Origin of the sequence: Clostridium gelidum, assembly GCF_019977655.1 — a bacterium.
Classification (GTDB): domain Bacteria; phylum Bacillota; class Clostridia; order Clostridiales; family Clostridiaceae; genus Clostridium; species Clostridium gelidum.
The window spans coordinates 2,391,104-2,410,081 of record NZ_AP024849.1; the positions used below are offsets into that span (position 1 = coordinate 2,391,104).

An 18,978-nucleotide genomic window follows, 5' to 3' on the forward strand; every position below is an offset into this window, starting at 1 on the left:
TGTATGCAATTTATGTGCAAAATGCCATGACAAGGGGCTTTGAATACCTTGTATGTGAAATATAAAATGGAGGAATGAAAATGTCAGAAATTAAAAACATATCAACTACATATGATCCAAAAGAATTTGAGGATAGAATTTATAAGAACTGGGAAGAAAAAGGCTATTTTACACCAGTAATTGATAAGAAGAAAAAGCCTTATACAATAATAATGCCACCACCAAATATAACTGGCGAGCTTCATTTAGGGCATGCATTTGATGATACACTTCAAGATATGTTAATAAGATTTAAGAGAATGCAAGGATATTGTACATTATGGCTACCAGGAGAAGATCATGCATCTATTGCAACAGAAGTTAAAGTTGCTAATGAACTTGCAAAGCAAGGTTTAAATAAAAAAGAAATGGGAAGAGAAGCATTCCTTGAAAAAGTTTGGGAGTGGAGTGATGAATACAGAGCAAAAATAAGAAATCAAGTTAAGAAACTTGGTGTATCAGCTGACTTTACAAGAGAAGCTTTTACAATGGATGAAAATCTTAGTGCAGCTGTAAAACATGTATTTGTTAAGCTTTATAATCAAGGCTTAATTTATCAAGGAAATAGAATAACTAACTGGTGTACTCATTGTCAAACTGCTTTATCTGATGCAGAAATTGAATATGAAGAACAAGCAGGTCACTTCTGGCATATAAATTATCCATTAGCTGATGGAAGTGGAGTTATTGAAATTGCAACAACTAGACCTGAAACATTACTTGGAGATAGTGGTGTTGCTGTTAATCCTAATGATGAAAGATATAAGCACCTTATCGGTAAGACTGTAATGTTACCATTAGTAAATAGAGAAATCCCAATAGTAGGAGATGACTATGTAGATTTAGAATTTGGAACTGGTGCAGTTAAAATGACTCCAGCTCATGATCCTAATGACTTTGAAGTAGGAAAGAGACACAACCTTGAAATCATAAGAGTTATGGATGATAAGGGTGTTATTAATCACTTGGGTGGAAAATATCAAGGTTTAGATAGATATGAAGCAAGAGATGTTATAGTTAAAGATTTAGAAGAATTAGGTCTTTTAGTTAAAATTAAAGATCATGCTCATAATGTTGGAACTCATGATAGATGTGGTACTACAGTAGAACCAATAATATCAAAGCAATGGTATGTTAAAATGGAATCTTTAGCGAAACCAGCTATAGAAGTAGTTAAGAATAAGAAAACTAAATTTGTTCCAGAAAGATTTGAAAAGACATACTTCAACTGGATGGAAAACATTCAAGATTGGTGTATTTCAAGACAATTATGGTGGGGGCATAGAATACCGGTTTTCTATTGTCAAGATTGTGGTGAAATCATGGTATTAGAAGAAACACCAAAGACTTGTACTAAGTGTGGATCTAGTAATATAGAACAAGATAAAGATGTATTAGATACATGGTTTTCTTCAGCATTATGGCCTTTCTCAACACTTGGTTGGCCAAACAAAACAGCAGATCTAGAATATTTTTATCCAACAAGTACATTAGTTACTGGTCATGATATTATATTCTTCTGGGTTGCTAGAATGATATTCTCAGGACTTCATTGTATGGATGAAACTCCATTTGATACAGTACTTATTCATGGTCTTATAAGAGATTCTGAAGGAAGAAAAATGAGTAAATCTTTAGGAAATGGAGTTAATCCATTAGAAGTTATAGATACTTATGGAGCTGATGCTTTAAGATTTATGATAGCTACTGGTAATGCACCAGGTAATGATATGAGATATTACCCAGAAAGAGTTGAATCTTCAAGAAACTTTGCTAATAAGATTTGGAATGCTTCAAGATTTGTTATGATGAATCTTGATAAAGAGATAATGAACAAATATAAAGATAGCAAGGAGTATTCATTAGCAGACAAATGGATTTTATCAAAAATGAATACCGTAGTTAAAGAAGTTACAGAAAACATGGATAAATTTGAACTTGGAATTGCTATGCAAAAAGTCAATGATTTTATGTGGAATGATTTCTGCGACTGGTATATAGAACTTGTTAAACCAGTATTCTATGGTGAAGATGAAAAAGCTAAGGGAATAGTTTACAATGTATTAAATACTGTATTAGTTACTGGACTTAAATTATTACATCCTGCTATGCCATTTATAACAGAAGAAATCTTCACTCACTTAACTGATGAAGAAACAATAACAACTTCAGCTTGGCCAGAATTTAATGAAGCTTTAGTAAATAAAGAAGCAGAAAATGATATGGCATATATAATTGAAGCAATAAAAGGATTAAGAAATGTAAGAGCAGAAATGAATGTACCGCCATCTAGAAAAGCTAAAGTAATTTGTTATATAGCAGAAGATGCTAAGAAGGCGTTTAATGCAGGATCTGCATATATAGAAAAATTAGCTTCAGCTTCAGACGTTGAATTTATAGCTGATAAAGCTAATGTTCCATCTAATGCTGTATCTTTAGTTGTTAAGGGTGGAGAATTATTTATGCCATTACTTGACTTAGTAGATAAAGAAAAAGAATTAGATAGATTAAGTAAGGAAGTTAAAAAATTAGAAGGCGAAATTGATAGAATAGATAAAAAACTAGGAAATCAAGGATTCGTAGCTAAAGCACCTGCAGAAGTTATAGATGCAGAAAAAGAAAAAAGAGTAAAGTATGTAGAGATGCTTGAAGCTGTAAAAGTTAGAATTGATGCTTTAAATTAATAATATATTTTAAATCGGTATTGATACTTAAAAAATTTGAATATCCATAAATGAGGACAGTATATAGTTTTGTTAAAAGCAAAACTATATACTGTTTTTTTACATGTTTTCTTTCAATAAAACTACTAGGACCAATATTTAATCAATTCTGTATTTTATAAATTTTTTCATTCTATATTCGAGCTGTTTCGTGATTATCAAAACACTATATGGAAGAATATTTTAACTTAATAATACAATTATTCAAAAAGAGGGAATAAAAATTGATTTTAGTCGAAAAATAAATTATAATTTTATTTTATGGTATAAATTAGAGGAGGTATTAACATGAAATTTAAGGAACTAAAACTAAACAGCATTCGAACGAAACTAATTATTAGCTTAGTATCAATTTGTATAATTCCATTAATTATATTGGGAGTCGGCTCATACAATAAATCAAAGACAATCCTTAGTGACAAGTTAACAATTACAAGTACTCAAACACTTTCAGAAGTAAATAATGGATTAATAGATTATTTTCAAGGATTTACAAAGATAGTATCTATTACTTCAGAAAATCCTGTTATTGTAAATATTGATGCAGATAACAATATTGAAATTATAAGGGATATATTGAAAAGTGTAAAAGAAACTGATAAAGATATTTTAGGTATTTATTATGGAACTGCGTCTGGAAAGTTTGATATATATCCAGAAGAAGAAATGCCAGATGGATATGATGCAACTGCAAGACCATGGTATAAACAAGCTTTAGAACATAAGGGACAAGTTATAATAACTCCACAATATAAAGATGTTGTAACTGGAGATAATGTTGTAACAATTGCACAAACAGTAGAGAAAGATGGGAAAGTAGTTGGTGTTATAGGAGTAGATTTATCATTAGCTACGATTGCAGAAAGAATAAACGATAAAAAGATAGGTAATACAGGTTATTTATTTATTGCAGATGTGTCAGGAACTGTTTTAGCTCACCCACAAAAGGATGTTGTTAACACAGATGCTGCTTCAAAGTTAAGTATTTGGAATAAAGTAAAAACAGAGAAAAGTGGATTTGTTAATTATGAATTTAAAGGTGTGAACAAGTTTGCAGTATATGAAACAAACGAATTAACAGGTTGGAAGATAGTGGCTACATTAGATCAAAGTGAACTTTCAGATGACACAAAATCTATATTACAAACAACTTTTTTAATAATAGGAATAATGGGATTAATTGCAGTATTTATGTCGTTATTATTAAGCAAAGGAATAGCTCATAATATAAAAAATTTAAAAGAAGTATTTGCTAAAGCTTCAAACGGGGATTTAACTGTTTCCATAACAGCTTCAACAAAAGATGAATTTGAGGATTTGGCTATATCATTTAACTCAATGATAAAAAACATATCAAATCTTATGAATAGTGTTACAAAGTCATCTAATACAGTATTAGAAACGTCAACAAGTCTTGCAAGTATGTCAGAAGAGATAACAGCTTCAATAAATGAAGTGGCAAAGGCAATAGAAGAGGTGTCTGTTGGGGCAACTGAACAAGTTCAAAATGCACAAAAAGGTGCTTCTGAAATGGAAGACTTATCAAAAAAATTAGATCAAGTTAGTGTTAATTCTAATGAGATGAATAAAATCTCAAGTGATACTAAAGAATTAGGCGTAAAAGGTCTAAACATGATAGAAACATTAACTGAGAAATCAAATAAAACAAAGATAGCTACGAGGGAAGTTAATGAAATAGTTCAAGATATGAATGAAAGCACTAAGCAAATAAGTACTATATCTGAAACAATAGCTAATATAACAGAACAAACTAATCTTTTATCATTAAATGCAAGTATAGAATCTGCACGTGCAGGTGAGGCAGGCAAAGGATTTGCTGTAGTTGCAGAGGAGATACGAAAACTTGCTGAAGAGTCAAAAACTTCAACAGAAGAAATAAAGAAAATTATAACTAGTATACAGGATAAATCAAATACAGCAGTAAAAGCTATTCAGCTAACTGGAACTGTAGTAAATGAACAAGAATTAGCGGTAGGTCAAACTCAACAGATATTTAGTGAGATTTTAAAATCAATTGAAACAATGATTATTAAAGTTGATGAAGTGAAACTATCTATTGTAGAGATAAATAAGAAAAAACAATCAACAGTATCAGAAATTGAGAATATTTCATTTATATCAGAACAAACAGCTTCTTCTTCAGAAGAAGTTACCGCTTCAACAGAAGAAATAACAGCAACTATGGAAGAACTTTCAAGTCATTCAAGTGAACTTCAAATATTAGCACAAAAATTAGGTGATGAAATAAGTAGATTTAAAACTAATTAGGACACGAATTAAAAACAACTGCTTAATTATGGAGGCTAATTTAATTGCGCCTAAAATATAAGAATCTCTAACTAATTGAAATAGAATATCAATTAGTTAGAGATTCTTTGCTTTGAACCGAAAAAGAGCGTCGTTTCTGATTAAAATTCCAATCATTTTGTTATGATTCCTCTATTTTGTATTAGAATATTTACACATGTATTTGATAAAAATACAATGTCATACGCTTTCTGGTATTTTTTGTTTACAATTATAAAATAAGGTAATAATATAAGAAAATTCCCCAAAAGACTATCCTTAAAAATAAATAGATAGGCTATAAAATAATCTAGGAGGAAAGAAAATGTTCAGTACCACCATAAAAAAAATAATAACTTTAGTAATAAGTTTAGCAACATTCACCGGAATTGTGCCAGTAATTATTTCACCAATACCTGTATTTGCAAGTCAGGAAGAAGGAGAAAAAAAACCATATGATTATGTAGAAGTTGATCAGACAGCCAATGACACAACTGTCTCCACAACGTCAGCCAGTGTAAAGGTATCAAATTCACTTGATAAGTCTGTTACTATTCCTAATTTAAATGTTGAATTTGATAATGAATGGTCAAGTAACAATAGCTTTGAAAATATGGACGGTACTGTGATTATTAATGCAATTAAATTTCAATTAACAGATAATAGAAGCAAATGTGCTTCAGTAACAGGTAACTGTTTAAAGGCTAATACTGATTTAGTATTACCAAGTGAAATTAAATGTAATGGCCAAACATTTAAAGTAACAAGTATAGGTAAGAGTGCATTAAAAAACTGTAAAAAAATAACTAGAATAGCAATACCAAGTAGTATAGAGAACATAGAAAATGAGGCATTCTTGGGATGTACTTCGTTAACAAAAATAAATGTAGATACTTATAATAACAATTATGAAAGTAAGGATGGAGTTTTATTTAATAAGAATGCAATAAAGTTAATACAATATCCAATAGAAAAAACAGATGAAAAATATGAAATCCCAAGTAGTGTAATAAAAATAGAGGACTATGCTTTTTTGGGTTGCAATTGGAACTTGAAATATATAGTGCACAATGATGATATAAAAAAATATTTATTAGGATGTGAGAGTCGTATACAAGGCTCTCAGATTACAGTAGTAACATTAGATACAAGCAAATTAGGAACATTATATGATGTATATAAAGAAATGAAACAAGGAAATTATACAGTTGAAAGTTTTAAATTATTTATAGATGCATTACATAATGCAAAAAAAGTATTAGATAAGAAGACTGACACTACACAAACAGAAGTAGATAATGAAGAAAAAGCATTGCGAGAAGCAATAAATGCATTAAAACAAAAAGTAGAAGTAACAGGAATAACAGTAAGTGGAGCAGACTATATAAGTCAAAGTGGAGGAAGCACAAACTTAACAGTTAGTGTAAGTCCAGATGATGCTACAAATACGAATATTAAATGGAGTATAGTAAGTGGAGATAGTTTAGCAAGTATTAGTAAAGATGGAACGCTTACTGCAAGAAAAAGTGGTAATGGAACTGTAACAGTTAGGGCAACTGCAAAAGATAGAAGTGATATTTATGGAGATAAAATAATAACAATAGATAATAATGGTTCATATATAATTACTCCAAGTGATGGAGTAAATCAAACTATAACTCCAAGTGGAAATTTAAATATAACAGAAAATGATGATTCAAGTTATATTATTAAATCAAATAGTAGTTCGTCTTCAAAAAGTAAGAGTAGTAAAATAGGGGTTAACATTGCCGATGAAGTAGTAACAATAATGATAGTTCTAAATGAAGTAACAGGAGTTAACAAAATAAATTGGATATTATATCTTATACTATAAAAAATTAATTTAAAAAAGTTTTAGTAAGTAAGGATATAACAGAATAAATATTAATATACATAGTGTTATAAGACTATGTATGGAGGTATTTAAATTTGAAAGCAAAAAAGTCTTTACTTAACTTAATATTCTGGATAACTTTATCAATCTTGTTTAATATTTTTATATTTTATACAAGAGGTGAAACAGCAGCTATTGAGTATTTTGGCGGCTACATAGTAGAAATGTCATTAAGCTTAGACAATTTATTTCTATTTTTAATGGTATTTTCAAGCTTTAAGATAAAAGAAGAATATCAAGAAAAAGTGCTATTATATGGGGTAATAGGTGCAATGATACTACGTCTAATATTCATTTTATTAGGTGTAGCTATGATAAGTAAGTTTAGTTTTCTACTTTCTATTTTTGGCGTCATATTATTACTTAGTGGTTTTAAAATGTTTTCTAAAGAAAATGACAATATACAATTTCATGATAATTTTGCAATTAAGATCTTAAAAAAAATAATTCCAGTGACAAATGTTTTACATGGACAAAAGTTTTTTGTAAAACAAAACAAAAGTCTTTATGCAACACCTCTTTTTGCAGCACTTATAATAATCGAATTTTCTGATATTATATTTGCAATAGATTCTATACCAGCTATTTTTTCAATAACTACAAATACCTTTATAGTTTATACGTCTAATATATTTGCAATACTCGGACTTAGAAGTATGTATTATATACTACAAAAGATGAATAATATGTTTAAATTTATGAGGTATGGTATAGGGTGTATACTGATATTTACAGGTCTAAAGCTTGTACTACTATTTTGGAACATTGAAATTTCAGTTACAAATTCTGTATTGATTATAATTACTATTTTATTAAGTAGTATTTTGATATCTTCCGTATGGGATGAACTAATTAATAAGTCAAAAAGTTAGAATCAAGTGAAACTTGATTCAGGTGGGGTTTGATCCCCATCTGAATCTTAGTTGAACTTATCTAGGGTCGTGCCGCTGTTATCTCCCACTTATAGAAGTGGGAGTCTTACAGCGGCTAGACATCAGATAAAAATAAATCAAACAGAAATTCATAAAGAGTTTCTGCTTGATTTTTTATATTAGTCATTTACTTATAATTGAAGTATAATGTAAAGTAATACATATTAGTGTATAAATTATATTTATAAAAAAAGTGTAAAAGACAAGAGGTAAAGGAAAATGAATATGACGTATAAAGAAGCGATGGATTACATATCAAGTGTAGGTAGATTTGGATCGAATTATGGACTCAAAAGGACTTTTAGGCTTTTAGAGCTACTTGGAAGTCCTCATGAAAAAATTAAATTAATACATGTTGCAGGAACAAATGGTAAGGGATCTACTACTGCGATGGTTACTAAGATTCTTAGAGGTCTTGGGTATAAAGTAGGAATGTATACTTCACCTTATTTAGAAGAATTTGAAGAGAGAATTCAGATAAATGGAGAAAATATTAATAAAAATACATTAGTAAGGTTATTAGAAGAAGTGAAAATTGCTATAAATAAAGTAATTGAAGAAGGTTATGAACATCCAACAGAATTTGAAATCATAACTGCACTTATGTTTTTATATTTTTATAATGAAAGAGTAGATTATGGTGTAATTGAAGTTGGTCTTGGTGGAAGATTAGATTCAACTAATGTATTAACACCAAAAGTTAGTGTGATAGCTTCTATAAGTTTAGATCATATGAATATTTTAGGTGATAATTTAAAGGATATTGCAAAAGAAAAAGCTGGAATAATTAAAGAAGGTGTTCCCGTTATATTATATCCTCAAAAAAAAGAAGTAGAAGAAGTTATATTAAAGATAGCAAAAGAAAAGAATTCAAAGGTGTATTTAGTAAAAAAAGAAGATGGAAGACTAATTGATATTGATTATGAAAATCTATATCAAAATGTAGAAATTGAAAGTTATAAAAACAAATATATAATTAAGCTACCTTTACTTGGAGAACATCAAATATTAAATTTAAATGTAGCTTTAAATACTATAGAAGTATTATGTGAACAAGAGCAGATTAAATTTGATAAAAAGATAGTAGAAAAATCGCTAGAAGATGTTAAATGGATAGGAAGACTTGAAGTTTTAGGAAAGAAACCTACTATAGTACTCGATGGAGCACACAATATAGATGGAATTAAAGCTCTTAGAAAAAACATCGAGAAGTACTTTAAATATAATAAAATATATTTATTACTTGGTATTTTAGCAGACAAGCAAGTTAAAGAAATGATAGAAGAAATAACACCAGTAGCAGAAAAAATTTATGCTTTAACACCTCATAGTGAAAGAGCTGAACTTAGTGAAGACTTAAAAAATGAAATATTAAAATATAATTCCAATACTATAGCTTTCGAAAGTTATGAGGAAGCAATTTCTTCAGCATTAAAAGAAGCTAAGGAAGAAGATTTAATATTAATAAGTGGGTCGTTATACATGATAGGAGATATGAGGAAAATTATAACTCGAAATTTTTAGTAGTTACGACACAATCAAAAAAATAACAAGTCCATTTGCCAGCCTATTTTCCATTATAAAGGAAGCTCGACTCGCATAACGCTCTTCTTGAGCACGCGATTCACACCAAATCATAGATTTGGGTTCACTGCTCACGTCGGCAAATTGACCTAATAGGCCAGCTATGAGGGCAATTCGTCTCCTTGCCTGATGAAAAATATTCATGGCAACTTTGGACTTGTTGTTTATTTTCATGCGCTAAAATATAATTAAGGAAAAGAGGGAATGAAAGTTATATGGTTAAGAAAAATAAAGAGAATTTGGATTATGGCAATAAATCAATCTATTCTGATTTAAAAGAGTTTCATGATAGAAACTTAGGTGTACTTTATAGCTATCAAGACTTTGAAACAGCTGGAATAAGAGAATTTAAAAGTGTTACGAATAAAGTGCGTCCGCTTAAGAATTATGAAAAAAATAGACTATCTAATGAATTAATGAGAATTTTATTAAAAGATATTAAAACTCCAGAAAAATTATCTGAGATAAATGGATATATAACATTAAATCCAATCATTAATTATTATGAAAGTTATATTAAACTTTTCAAAGACTTATTAGAAGATGATAATAGTATAAGTCTAAAAATAAGTGAAATTATAAAAAAAATGCTTATAGATAGTGATTCAAGTGAAGAAATTAAGCTGGGATTAATACTTGCACCTATTTGCAAGTTTGAAAATATAGAAGATATATTAGAAGTATTTTCTATTCATAATGATTATCTTTTTTATGTGATTAAGGCTTATGAATATATAGGAGGCTTTAATAATAATATTTTTGAAGTGGCAAAGAAAGCTAAGGGGTATGGCAAAGTATTTTGTGTAATGAATCTTAGACCAACAACTTATGAAATAAAAAAGTGGATGATAGAAGAAGGCTCAAACAACAATGTGGGAGTTGCAGAATTATTATCTTATAGTATGCTTTCATTAGAACTTTTAGAGTATTTAGAAACTGCTGAGTTTGATGGAGAAAAAATTGAGGTTTTAGCAAAATCATTTAGTTTGTTATTTTCAGATTATGGATTAGATGACATTAAGGATGGGAAACAAGTTTGTAATAAATTATTAGAAATTATTGATAAGGTTGATGGAGGAATATATTCTTTATATGTTGTGATTTCAATTCTTTATTCAATAGAAGCTATTGTAGTTGATGATTATAAAGCAAAAAGAAGCCATGGTTCTTTTAAATTTAATAATGATTACAATGATATAATTGAAAATTGTAAAAGAATCTGTAAGAAAGATATCTGGCATGAAATAATAGAGAGCCAAATATCAAACATAGAAATTGAAAGCAGTGTTTTAATAAGCAGCTGTGAAAAAACAAAATATAAATTAAGAAAAAAAGAATTTGAGACAATGTTAAAAAGAGATTATACTAATCCATTATTATACAAATATGCATTTTCAACAGGAAATAAATCAATAAAAAAATGTGCTATTAACATAGGGCTACAAAAATTACCAATGAATCAAATGTTAAGTGGTCAAGATGAATTAAAAATAGATGATTTAACTTATGAATATATATCACAAATTTGTTTTTTTATATTAATAAAATATGCACAGTATGAGGATTTTCGAGATAAATATAAAGACATTAATCTTCAAGCTTTAAGATCACCTTTAATTGAAACAAGGATTCAAGCTGCAACAAATCTTCAAAGATTTAGAGAAGAATTTGATTCTTTAGATAAGGAAATTATTAATGATGCCATAGACACAGAAATGGTAGGGAATATACGAAGATCTCTTAATTCTTTATTAATCAAAACACATGATAAGGAAAAAAGATATGTTGAAGTTTATGATAATATGCACATAGACGCTCATGTTAAAGATGTATATTTAATTAATATAGATGTTGCTGGAACAAATTATATCGATATGAGTGAAATATACAATAAGTTATTAGAAGAGGATATGTTATATTTAAAGAGAGAGAGTAGCAATGCATATGATCCAAATGCAATTCAAATTATAACCACAGAAGGATATGTAATTGGATATGTTCCTAAAGAAAATAATTTGATTTTAAAAAATCTAATGGATAAGGGCAAGTATATATATGGAAAGATAAAAGAAATAAGTGATGACTATAATCATATAAACATTGAACTTTATCTAAGTTATAAAGATATAATAGAAGAAATAACAAGTACTTTATCACTACTCTCAGGGGGAAAAGAGCTTTATCTTCAATAAAAAGACAATTGATTTAGGGAAAATTCTAAAAATTATTTCATTAGAAAAAAATATTAAAAATCATAAATGGCATAAAATGGAGATTTAAATAATAATTGAGTATCTGAGAAGGTACTCAATTTTATTGTAAAATATTAAGAGCTAAATACAATTAAAGGGAATAAAGTGATATAATTTAAAAGATATCTAGAAATTATATAATAGGATGAAAATATAATAGGGGGAATAAATAATGAAAAAGTTAAAATTAAAATTAACAAAAGTAATAGCTAGTACATTAGTAGTAGCTTCAATATTGGCATTAAATCCAATAGGAGCAAGTGCATCATGGAAACAAAATGGTACAGGCTGGTGGTATACAGAAGGTAGTTCATATTCTACAGGTTGGAAAGAAATTGATGGAAATTGGTACTATTTTTATTCTGATGGATATATGGCTAAGGATAAAACTATTGATGGATATTATTTAAATGCTAGTGGTGCTTGGATAAGTACACAAACTCAATCTGAAAAAATTTCAGTTGTATATCCTTCCAATTGGATTAAAAAGAACATAAAGGGGAAGAATATTTACTTACTAGATGATAAAGGAACTAGTGTGAACTTAGTGGTAGAAAGTATGCAAGGGTTATCAGAAGAAGAGTATAATAAAGCATCTGATATAGATGTAAAGACTAACTTAGGTATTGATAATATAAAAGTTCAAGAACATGAATTTAATAATAAAAAGGCGAGATTAACTAATTTTGTTCAAACATATCAAGGTATAAATATTCCAACATATCAAGTGACTTTTTTAAATAGCAATACTTCTTATATATTTACAATTGCTGGACGAGAAAAGATTTCAGATGAAAATATGATAGCTTTTAATAATATGTTAAATACAGTTAAATTTGCAAATTAATTAGAGCTTGTTAAAATGTTATATATTTGAAGAGGTGTTTAACCTCTTCTTTCTATTTTAAATTAAATTTTAGTTTTATAGAGTCTCCTTTTTCCATTGTAATAAAGCTTTAGATAATTGATCTGGACAAGATGTACCTTTCTTTTTACAATCTATTCCTTGTAATTTAGCAATAACATCATCTACAGACATGCCTTTTACTAGGTGTCCAATACCTAAAAGATTTCCGGAACAACCTCCAACAAATTGCACATCTTCAACAATATTATCATTAATTTCAAGATTAATTATAGATGAACAAACACCTGATGTTTTATATGAATACATTATATACACTCCTTAAAATAAGATTTAATTTTAGCTCTTATGTGAATACGTGATGAGCCCTCACTAATTATACAAGAAATTTGTCAATAAATAAAGATAATACAATTAATAAGTTGTCCCAATAATGTATTTTTGGAATATATTATAGATAATAATATGATTATCTTATGGGGGGAATGGAATGAGCTATATTATTGTTTGCAATACTGGTTCAGATAGCTTAAACAAGATTAATACTGAAAATTTGAATAATCAGAGTATAATTTTATCTGCTGATGAAAGTTCATTGGGCCCTCATGGATTATCATTGTACAAAGATAAAATTTTAGTGGCCAATAATTATAATAATAGTATTTCACTAATAAATTATAAGACATTTAAAGAAGAAAATAATTTATATATAGGAGCACATCCTAATGATATAGTAGCCCATAATGATATAGCATATGTTTCATGTGGAGAATCAAATTCACTTATAATATATGACATGATAAATGAACGAGTAAATTTTGAGGTGCCAACAGGTAGATTTCCTCATAATATGGCACTATTAGAAGAGGAAAATCTTTTGTTTATAAGTAATATGGGTGATGATAGTATATCTGTAATTGACTATATAAATAATAAGGAAATAAAAAGAATTAAAGTTGAAAATACTCCTACAAAAATAAATATATCAAAAAATAAAAAGTATCTATATATATGTATTAGTTATCTTGGCTATGATAAAAAAGGAAGCATAGGGATTATTGAATTAAGAACCTTAGAGTTAATTAATAGGATTCAGGTTGGATTGTCCCCAGTAGATTTATTTGAAGAGGGTAATTATCTATATGTTTCTAATTTATGTGATGGATCAATAAGTATTGTTAATTTAAAGGAACTTAAGGAAGAAAATAAAATAATTATTGGAGGAATGCCAAGGGGGATAGTAAAGATTAAAGAAAATATATTTGTTGGAGATTATTTGAATGGAATATTAAATATAATAGGTATAGAAAATAAAAAAATAAAAGCCATAGAATTAGGCTCTGAACCGAATGCTATGACTTTAGTTAAAAATTAATTAGTTAATTAATATATTAATTATATTGGTATATATTTCAGATGGATTCTCTTTCCACTTGCTGCAAATTGAAGTTGCTTGATTTTTCGTGGGAACTGATAATTTTAGTTCCATTAATAAAGTTTGATCTTCAATAGCTTTAAGATCAACTATAAAGCTATCATCACTCTCACCAAGAGTATAGTCAGCGTGTATAGTTAATTCCTTTTTTATAGATCCTATCTTTTCTTTTATATATTCATCAATAATAGATATTTTTGAGGGGGATATTCTAGCTTTAAATAAAGAAAGAACATTATCTCCCGCTTCTGTTAATATCAATAATTTTTTATCATTAGCTTCATGATATTCAACGAATTTAGACTCCTCAAGCTCAGCCAAATATTGTTGGAATGTAAAATAATTAATAAAGTTATTTTCAAGAATTATTTCAGTAAGCTGAGTATTGGAAATTGGATCTTTTATTGTTTTTAATACATATAACATTAGTAACTTGTTTTCTGCGAGTTCTGATGAATTTTCGTACATAAATACCTCCATAACTAATGAAAATCTACTTTTATTATAACATAAATTATCTTGTAGTGAATAGTAACTAAAAGAATTTAATTACAAAAAAAGAATTATATGTGCCCAAAATTTTTATAAAGTAATTTGTTTTTTTACTAAATATTAACTTATGTATATATATAATAGTGTTAAGTCAAAAACATACTATGTTTGTGTCAATAAATATACTTAAATGAAAACGTTTGGTTTGCTAAAATTAGTATTGTAAATGATATCAAAGTTAACTTTGATATTTACGAATAGAAACTTAGAGACTTTAGGAGGACGTATAAATGAGCAAAATTAAACACATTTATAGTAGTGATAAAACTTATTGGCAAGAAGGACAGTTACAGAATATAGAATATGAAGACACTTTAGAATTAACCAGCGAAACAAAGCAAACTGTAAAAGGCTTTGGTGGTTGTTTTAATGAAATTAGCTGGGATATTTTAAAAATAGTAGATAAAAATAAGCAAAAAGAAATTTTAGATAATTTATTCACAGAAGAAGGTTTGAATTTTAATGTAGGACGTTTACCAATGGGTGCTAGTGATTATGCATTGGAATGGCATAGTTATGATGAGACAAATGGAGATTATGAGTTAAAAGATTTTTCTATAAAAAGAGACGAAGAATACTTATTGCCATATTTAAAAGAAGCATTAAATCGTAAACCAGAAATGTCATTATTTGCTTCACCTTGGAGCCCGCCAACATGGATGAAAACAAAGAAATCATACAATTTTGGAACATTATCGTGGAACCAAGAAAATTTACAAGCTTATGCAAATTACTTTGCAAAATATGTAGAGGAATATAAGAAAGCTGGAGTAAAAATTGAACAAGTTCATATTCAAAATGAACCTCATGCTGATCAAAAATTCCCATCATGTATGTGGACAGGCAAAGAAATGAGAGATTTTATTAAAAATAATCTTGGACCAGTATTTGAGGAAAAAGGAATAGATGCAGAGATTTGGCTTGGTACAATTAATGGACCATTTGTAGATTTTCAGCTTCCACTTCCAGGTTGTGCTCCATTCTCACAATTCTATGATCAATGTGTAAATACAATACTTTCAGATAAAGAAGCGAGAAAATACATATATGGGGTAGGATTCCAATGGGGTGGAAAACATGTAATTGAACAAATTGAATTAAGTTATCCAGAAATAAGACTTATGCAAACAGAAAATGAATGTGGGGATGGCCAAAATACATGGACTCACGCAGAATATGTTTATGGACTTTTTTGGCATTATTTCACTCACGGTGTTGAAAGCTATGTTTACTGGAATATGGTACTTCCGAGTGGTGGAATAAGTACTTGGGGCTGGGAACAAAATACAATGATAACAATTGACCCAGAAACAAAAGAAGTAGCATATCAACCTGAATTTTATATTATGAAGCATTTCTCGCATTTTGTTAAACCAGAAGCAAAAAGAATAGCAACTAAAGGTCACTGGACTTCAAATTCTATCGTATTTGAAAATCCTGATGGAGAAATTGTAGTTGTTGTAGGTAATGCAATGGATGCAGATCGTGAATTTACATTTAAATATAAGGATGTAAGTTTTTCTACAATTATCAAAGCACATTCAGTTAATACTTTTTGTGTACAAAAATAATACAAATGATAAAATTAGGAGGATAAAAAATGGAAGCAACACAAAATTTAAAAAATAAAATTGGGTTAAAAGAAAAATTATCTTATGCCTGCGGTGATGCTGGTAATAATGTAATATTTGCATCTATGAGCAGTTTTCTAGTATTTTATTATACAGATGTAGTAAAAGTTAGTGCAGTGACTATAGGTTCAATTATGTTGATTTCTCGTGTATTAGATGGATTTGTTGATATTCTTATGGGAGTAATTATTGATAAGACAAAATCAAAGTATGGTAAAGCTAGGCCTTGGTTATTAAGAATGTGTATACCTTTTGCTATAGCAGCTGTTCTTATGTTTTCAGTTCCAGATGTGAGTAATTATTGGCAATATGTATATATTTTTGTGACTTATAATATTGTTAATATAATTTATACATCTATAAATCTTCCTTATGGAGTGCTTACTTCATTAATGACTCAAGATCAATATGAACGTTCAGTTTTAACTATATTTAGAATGATATTTTCAGTAATTTGTAATATTGGTATTAGTATGTTGACTTTACCTGTTGTTGCTATGTTTGGTAATGACAGAAAAGCTTGGTCGTTAACATATGCATTATTTGGTGCAGTGGCAGTAGTTCTTTTCCTTATTACTTTCTTTAATACAAAGGAAAGAGTAGGTAGTGCTACCGATGAAGTTAAGAAAGAGGTTCCTGTTAAAGTTGGTGTAAAAGCATTATTTAAGAATAAGTATTGGGGGATTTTAACGATTCAAGGTTTATTAAATGGTGCCAATTTAACAATTATGATGGGAATGAATGTTTATTATGCTCAATATGTTTTAGGAAATGCAGGATTAGTGTCAGTATTAACATTTGCAATGATGCTTCCATGTTTAGCCGGTATGTTCGTATTAGCTCCTATTGTTAAGAAGTTTGGAAAACGTAATGTTTCATTAGCAGGTATTGTAATTATGGTAATAGGATATTTAATAGTAATGATAGCGCCAACAAATTTAACGCTTGTACTTATAGGAACTGCTATAAGAGGACTAGGATTTACTCCAGTACAAACTTTAAGTTTTGCAATGCTTGCAGATACTGTTGAGTATGGTGAGTGGAAAGCTGGCGTAAGAACAGAAGGGTTAATTTATAGTGCACAAAGCTTTGGCGGAAAAGCTGGGGGAGGACTTGGAAGTGGTGTAATAGGATGGATTTTAGGTATGGGTGGATATATAGGTGGTGCAGCAGCACAGTCTGCAGGTGCAGTAGGTGCGATTAAAGCATTATTCATTTTTATCCCAATAGCATTTGTAGTAGTCCAATTTGTAATCTTAATTCCTTACAAACTTGATAAAGAATATTCACAAGTTTTAGAAGATCTTGAAAAAAGAAAAACAGTAAATAATTAGAGAATATTAAATCGATTTGAAAATTTAATTACAATATATACAGAGGCTGTTAAAAATTATATAAAAGTCTCATATAGATCTAAAGACCATGCATAAATAGGGGAACTCTTCTATATGCATGGTTTTTATTAATACAAATTTATATAATTTAATATTCTCCCTTACTTTCATTACGGTATTGAGAAGGAGTCATGTTTGTACGTTTATTAGTGATGCACTGACTACAGCAATTACTCTTGATTATACGTAACTACATTTTAGAATTCTTAATATTATTTTTTAATATTATTTTTCGAGTTTCACTTGGAGTACACCCATAATTATCTTTAAATAATTTCATAAACATTTTGTAATTAGTAAAACCATTTTTTTCAATAAGCTCAGTAATACTATAATCAGTATTAGTTAAATTAGTATAAAAATGTTCTAATCTTATACTATTTAAGTATTTTAAAAAGGTTGTACCCATATATTTTTTAAAAAATCTTGAAAAATATTCAGGATTTAATCTAGCTTGAGCTGATATGTCATCTAAACTTATGCATTCTTTATAATGTTTTTTTACATACTTTGTTATTAACTCTAATCGATCTAAATATCGGTCTGTTTTTTGTATATTTAATTTGGGCACAGAAACACTAAATTTATTTACTAAAATAAATAATAAATCATAAATTAAGCTATTTATTTTAAGTTTATAACCAAGAGGTCTATATTTATAAATTTCTGCGAAAGATTTTAATAAGATTTTTATATCATTTTGACAATCAATGTGTTGATTATTTTTCATATAGGGATTACATTCAAAATGAATATTTTGAACATCATCTATATTATTTTCTAAAAGTTCATAAGGAATCTGTAAAAGTATTGATGTATTACTATCTTTATGGGCCGTTGAATGAATATCTCTTGGACTTATTACTATTAACTGATTTTCTTCAACTAAATATGAAGAATTATTAATATCAACTTCAAGATAGCCATCTAAAATATAAATAATTTCCATATGATTATGCCAATGCTTAGGTATAATTCTAGCATTATCAGTCATGTTGAGAAACATAACACTAATGTCTTCATTTCGTTTAACTAATTCATGTTTAAATTCCATAAAATCACCTACAATCTTTTTATTTGAATACTTAGGCATATTCAAAGAAATAACAAGTCAGCATGCTAGTATATTTTCTTTTATATGCCTTATAACAATTTTACGTAGTTAATAAATAAAAACAAAAAACGACATAAATTAAGTCAATAATCATACTAATTTATCAAATAAAAAATTGATATAATTTATTTAAGAAGTTGAAAAGGTTTAACAAAAAGCATAGTTAGATTGTAGTATAATTTAAATATGTATGCAACTAAACATTAATCATAGATATTTAAAAAAATAATTTCAA

Annotated in this window: 13 protein-coding genes; 10 read left to right on the forward strand and 3 right to left on the reverse strand. The window is 28.2% G+C overall.

Annotation, left to right across the window (positions count from 1 at the left end; genetic code table 11):
- Nucleotides 1–80 precede the first annotated feature (80 nt).
- The 7 genes from psyc5s11_RS10540 (at nucleotide 81) to psyc5s11_RS10570 (ending at nucleotide 12,599) form a co-directional block, all read left to right on the forward strand.
- Entirely contained in the window at nucleotides 81–2,723 is a 2,643-nt protein-coding gene (locus tag psyc5s11_RS10540; RefSeq protein WP_224037537.1) for a valine--tRNA ligase, read from the forward strand.
- 327 nt (nucleotides 2,724–3,050) lie between these two features.
- Nucleotides 3,051–5,051 carry a methyl-accepting chemotaxis protein gene (locus psyc5s11_RS10545; RefSeq protein WP_224037538.1) on the forward strand — a complete coding sequence of 667 codons (2,001 nt, stop codon included), beginning with the start codon at nucleotides 3,051–3,053 and terminating at the stop codon, nucleotides 5,049–5,051.
- 343 nt (nucleotides 5,052–5,394) lie between these two features.
- A complete protein-coding gene (locus psyc5s11_RS10550) occupies nucleotides 5,395–6,924 on the forward strand; it encodes a leucine-rich repeat protein (protein WP_224037539.1) in 1,530 nt (509 codons plus the stop codon).
- Between the two features lie 95 nt (nucleotides 6,925–7,019).
- Nucleotides 7,020–7,856, forward strand: coding sequence for a TerC/Alx family metal homeostasis membrane protein (locus psyc5s11_RS10555; RefSeq protein ID WP_224037540.1), 837 nt, complete (start codon nucleotides 7,020–7,022; stop codon nucleotides 7,854–7,856).
- A gap of 279 nt (nucleotides 7,857–8,135) precedes the next feature.
- The gene (locus psyc5s11_RS10560) at nucleotides 8,136–9,440 is read left to right on the forward strand and encodes a bifunctional folylpolyglutamate synthase/dihydrofolate synthase (RefSeq protein WP_224037541.1); all 1,305 of its coding nucleotides are present in this window, start codon (nucleotides 8,136–8,138) and stop codon (nucleotides 9,438–9,440) included.
- Nucleotides 9,441–9,715: 275 nt separating this feature from the next.
- Nucleotides 9,716–11,692: an HIRAN domain-containing protein gene (locus psyc5s11_RS10565; RefSeq protein ID WP_224037542.1), complete on the forward strand. Its 1,977-nt coding sequence runs from the start codon at nucleotides 9,716–9,718 to the stop codon at nucleotides 11,690–11,692.
- 232 nt (nucleotides 11,693–11,924) lie between these two features.
- The gene (locus psyc5s11_RS10570) at nucleotides 11,925–12,599 is read left to right on the forward strand and encodes a cell wall-binding protein (RefSeq protein ID WP_224037543.1); all 675 of its coding nucleotides are present in this window, start codon (nucleotides 11,925–11,927) and stop codon (nucleotides 12,597–12,599) included.
- A 75-nt stretch (nucleotides 12,600–12,674) separates the two neighbouring features.
- Here the strand turns inward: psyc5s11_RS10570 and psyc5s11_RS10575 are convergent, their stop codons facing one another.
- Nucleotides 12,675–12,926: a TIGR03905 family TSCPD domain-containing protein gene (locus psyc5s11_RS10575; protein ID WP_224037544.1), complete on the reverse strand. Its 252-nt coding sequence runs from the start codon at nucleotides 12,924–12,926 to the stop codon at nucleotides 12,675–12,677.
- Nucleotides 12,927–13,107: 181 nt separating this feature from the next.
- Here psyc5s11_RS10575 and psyc5s11_RS10580 point away from each other — a divergent pair, with 181 nt between their 5' ends.
- Nucleotides 13,108–13,992 carry a YncE family protein gene (locus psyc5s11_RS10580; protein WP_224037545.1) on the forward strand — a complete coding sequence of 295 codons (885 nt, stop codon included), beginning with the start codon at nucleotides 13,108–13,110 and terminating at the stop codon, nucleotides 13,990–13,992.
- Here the strand turns inward: psyc5s11_RS10580 and psyc5s11_RS10585 are convergent, their stop codons facing one another.
- On the reverse strand, nucleotides 13,993–14,520 hold the full coding sequence (locus tag psyc5s11_RS10585) for a DUF4364 family protein (protein WP_224037546.1): 528 nt from the start codon (nucleotides 14,518–14,520) through the stop codon (nucleotides 13,993–13,995). It abuts the gene before it with no gap.
- A 314-nt stretch (nucleotides 14,521–14,834) separates the two neighbouring features.
- On the opposite strand from psyc5s11_RS10585, the gene psyc5s11_RS10590 reads away from it, so the two are divergent.
- Both psyc5s11_RS10590 and psyc5s11_RS10595 read left to right on the forward strand, forming a co-directional pair.
- On the forward strand, nucleotides 14,835–16,175 hold the full coding sequence (locus tag psyc5s11_RS10590; protein WP_224037547.1) for a glycoside hydrolase family 30 protein: 1,341 nt from the start codon (nucleotides 14,835–14,837) through the stop codon (nucleotides 16,173–16,175).
- Nucleotides 16,176–16,204: 29 nt separating this feature from the next.
- Nucleotides 16,205–17,569: an MFS transporter gene (locus psyc5s11_RS10595; protein WP_224037548.1), complete on the forward strand. Its 1,365-nt coding sequence runs from the start codon at nucleotides 16,205–16,207 to the stop codon at nucleotides 17,567–17,569.
- A gap of 250 nt (nucleotides 17,570–17,819) precedes the next feature.
- Here the strand turns inward: psyc5s11_RS10595 and psyc5s11_RS10600 are convergent, their stop codons facing one another.
- On the reverse strand, nucleotides 17,820–18,722 hold the full coding sequence (locus psyc5s11_RS10600) for an AraC family transcriptional regulator (protein ID WP_224037549.1): 903 nt from the start codon (nucleotides 18,720–18,722) through the stop codon (nucleotides 17,820–17,822).
- Nucleotides 18,723–18,978 lie beyond the last annotated feature (256 nt).

Coding starts and splice junctions, on each gene's coding strand:
- psyc5s11_RS10540 (WP_224037537.1), top strand. CDS start 81: ATGTCAGAAATTAAAAACATATCAACTACATATGATCCAAAAGAATTT.
- psyc5s11_RS10545 (WP_224037538.1), top strand. CDS start 3,051: ATGAAATTTAAGGAACTAAAACTAAACAGCATTCGAACGAAACTAATT.
- psyc5s11_RS10550 (WP_224037539.1), top strand. CDS start 5,395: ATGTTCAGTACCACCATAAAAAAAATAATAACTTTAGTAATAAGTTTA.
- psyc5s11_RS10560 (WP_224037541.1), top strand. CDS start 8,136: ATGAATATGACGTATAAAGAAGCGATGGATTACATATCAAGTGTAGGT.
- psyc5s11_RS10565 (WP_224037542.1), top strand. CDS start 9,716: ATGGTTAAGAAAAATAAAGAGAATTTGGATTATGGCAATAAATCAATC.
- psyc5s11_RS10570 (WP_224037543.1), top strand. CDS start 11,925: ATGAAAAAGTTAAAATTAAAATTAACAAAAGTAATAGCTAGTACATTA.
- psyc5s11_RS10575 (WP_224037544.1), bottom strand. CDS start 12,926: ATGTATTCATATAAAACATCAGGTGTTTGTTCATCTATAATTAATCTT.
- psyc5s11_RS10580 (WP_224037545.1), top strand. CDS start 13,108: ATGAGCTATATTATTGTTTGCAATACTGGTTCAGATAGCTTAAACAAG.
- psyc5s11_RS10585 (WP_224037546.1), bottom strand. CDS start 14,520: ATGTACGAAAATTCATCAGAACTCGCAGAAAACAAGTTACTAATGTTA.
- psyc5s11_RS10590 (WP_224037547.1), top strand. CDS start 14,835: ATGAGCAAAATTAAACACATTTATAGTAGTGATAAAACTTATTGGCAA.
- psyc5s11_RS10595 (WP_224037548.1), top strand. CDS start 16,205: ATGGAAGCAACACAAAATTTAAAAAATAAAATTGGGTTAAAAGAAAAA.
- psyc5s11_RS10600 (WP_224037549.1), bottom strand. CDS start 18,722: ATGCCTAAGTATTCAAATAAAAAGATTGTAGGTGATTTTATGGAATTT.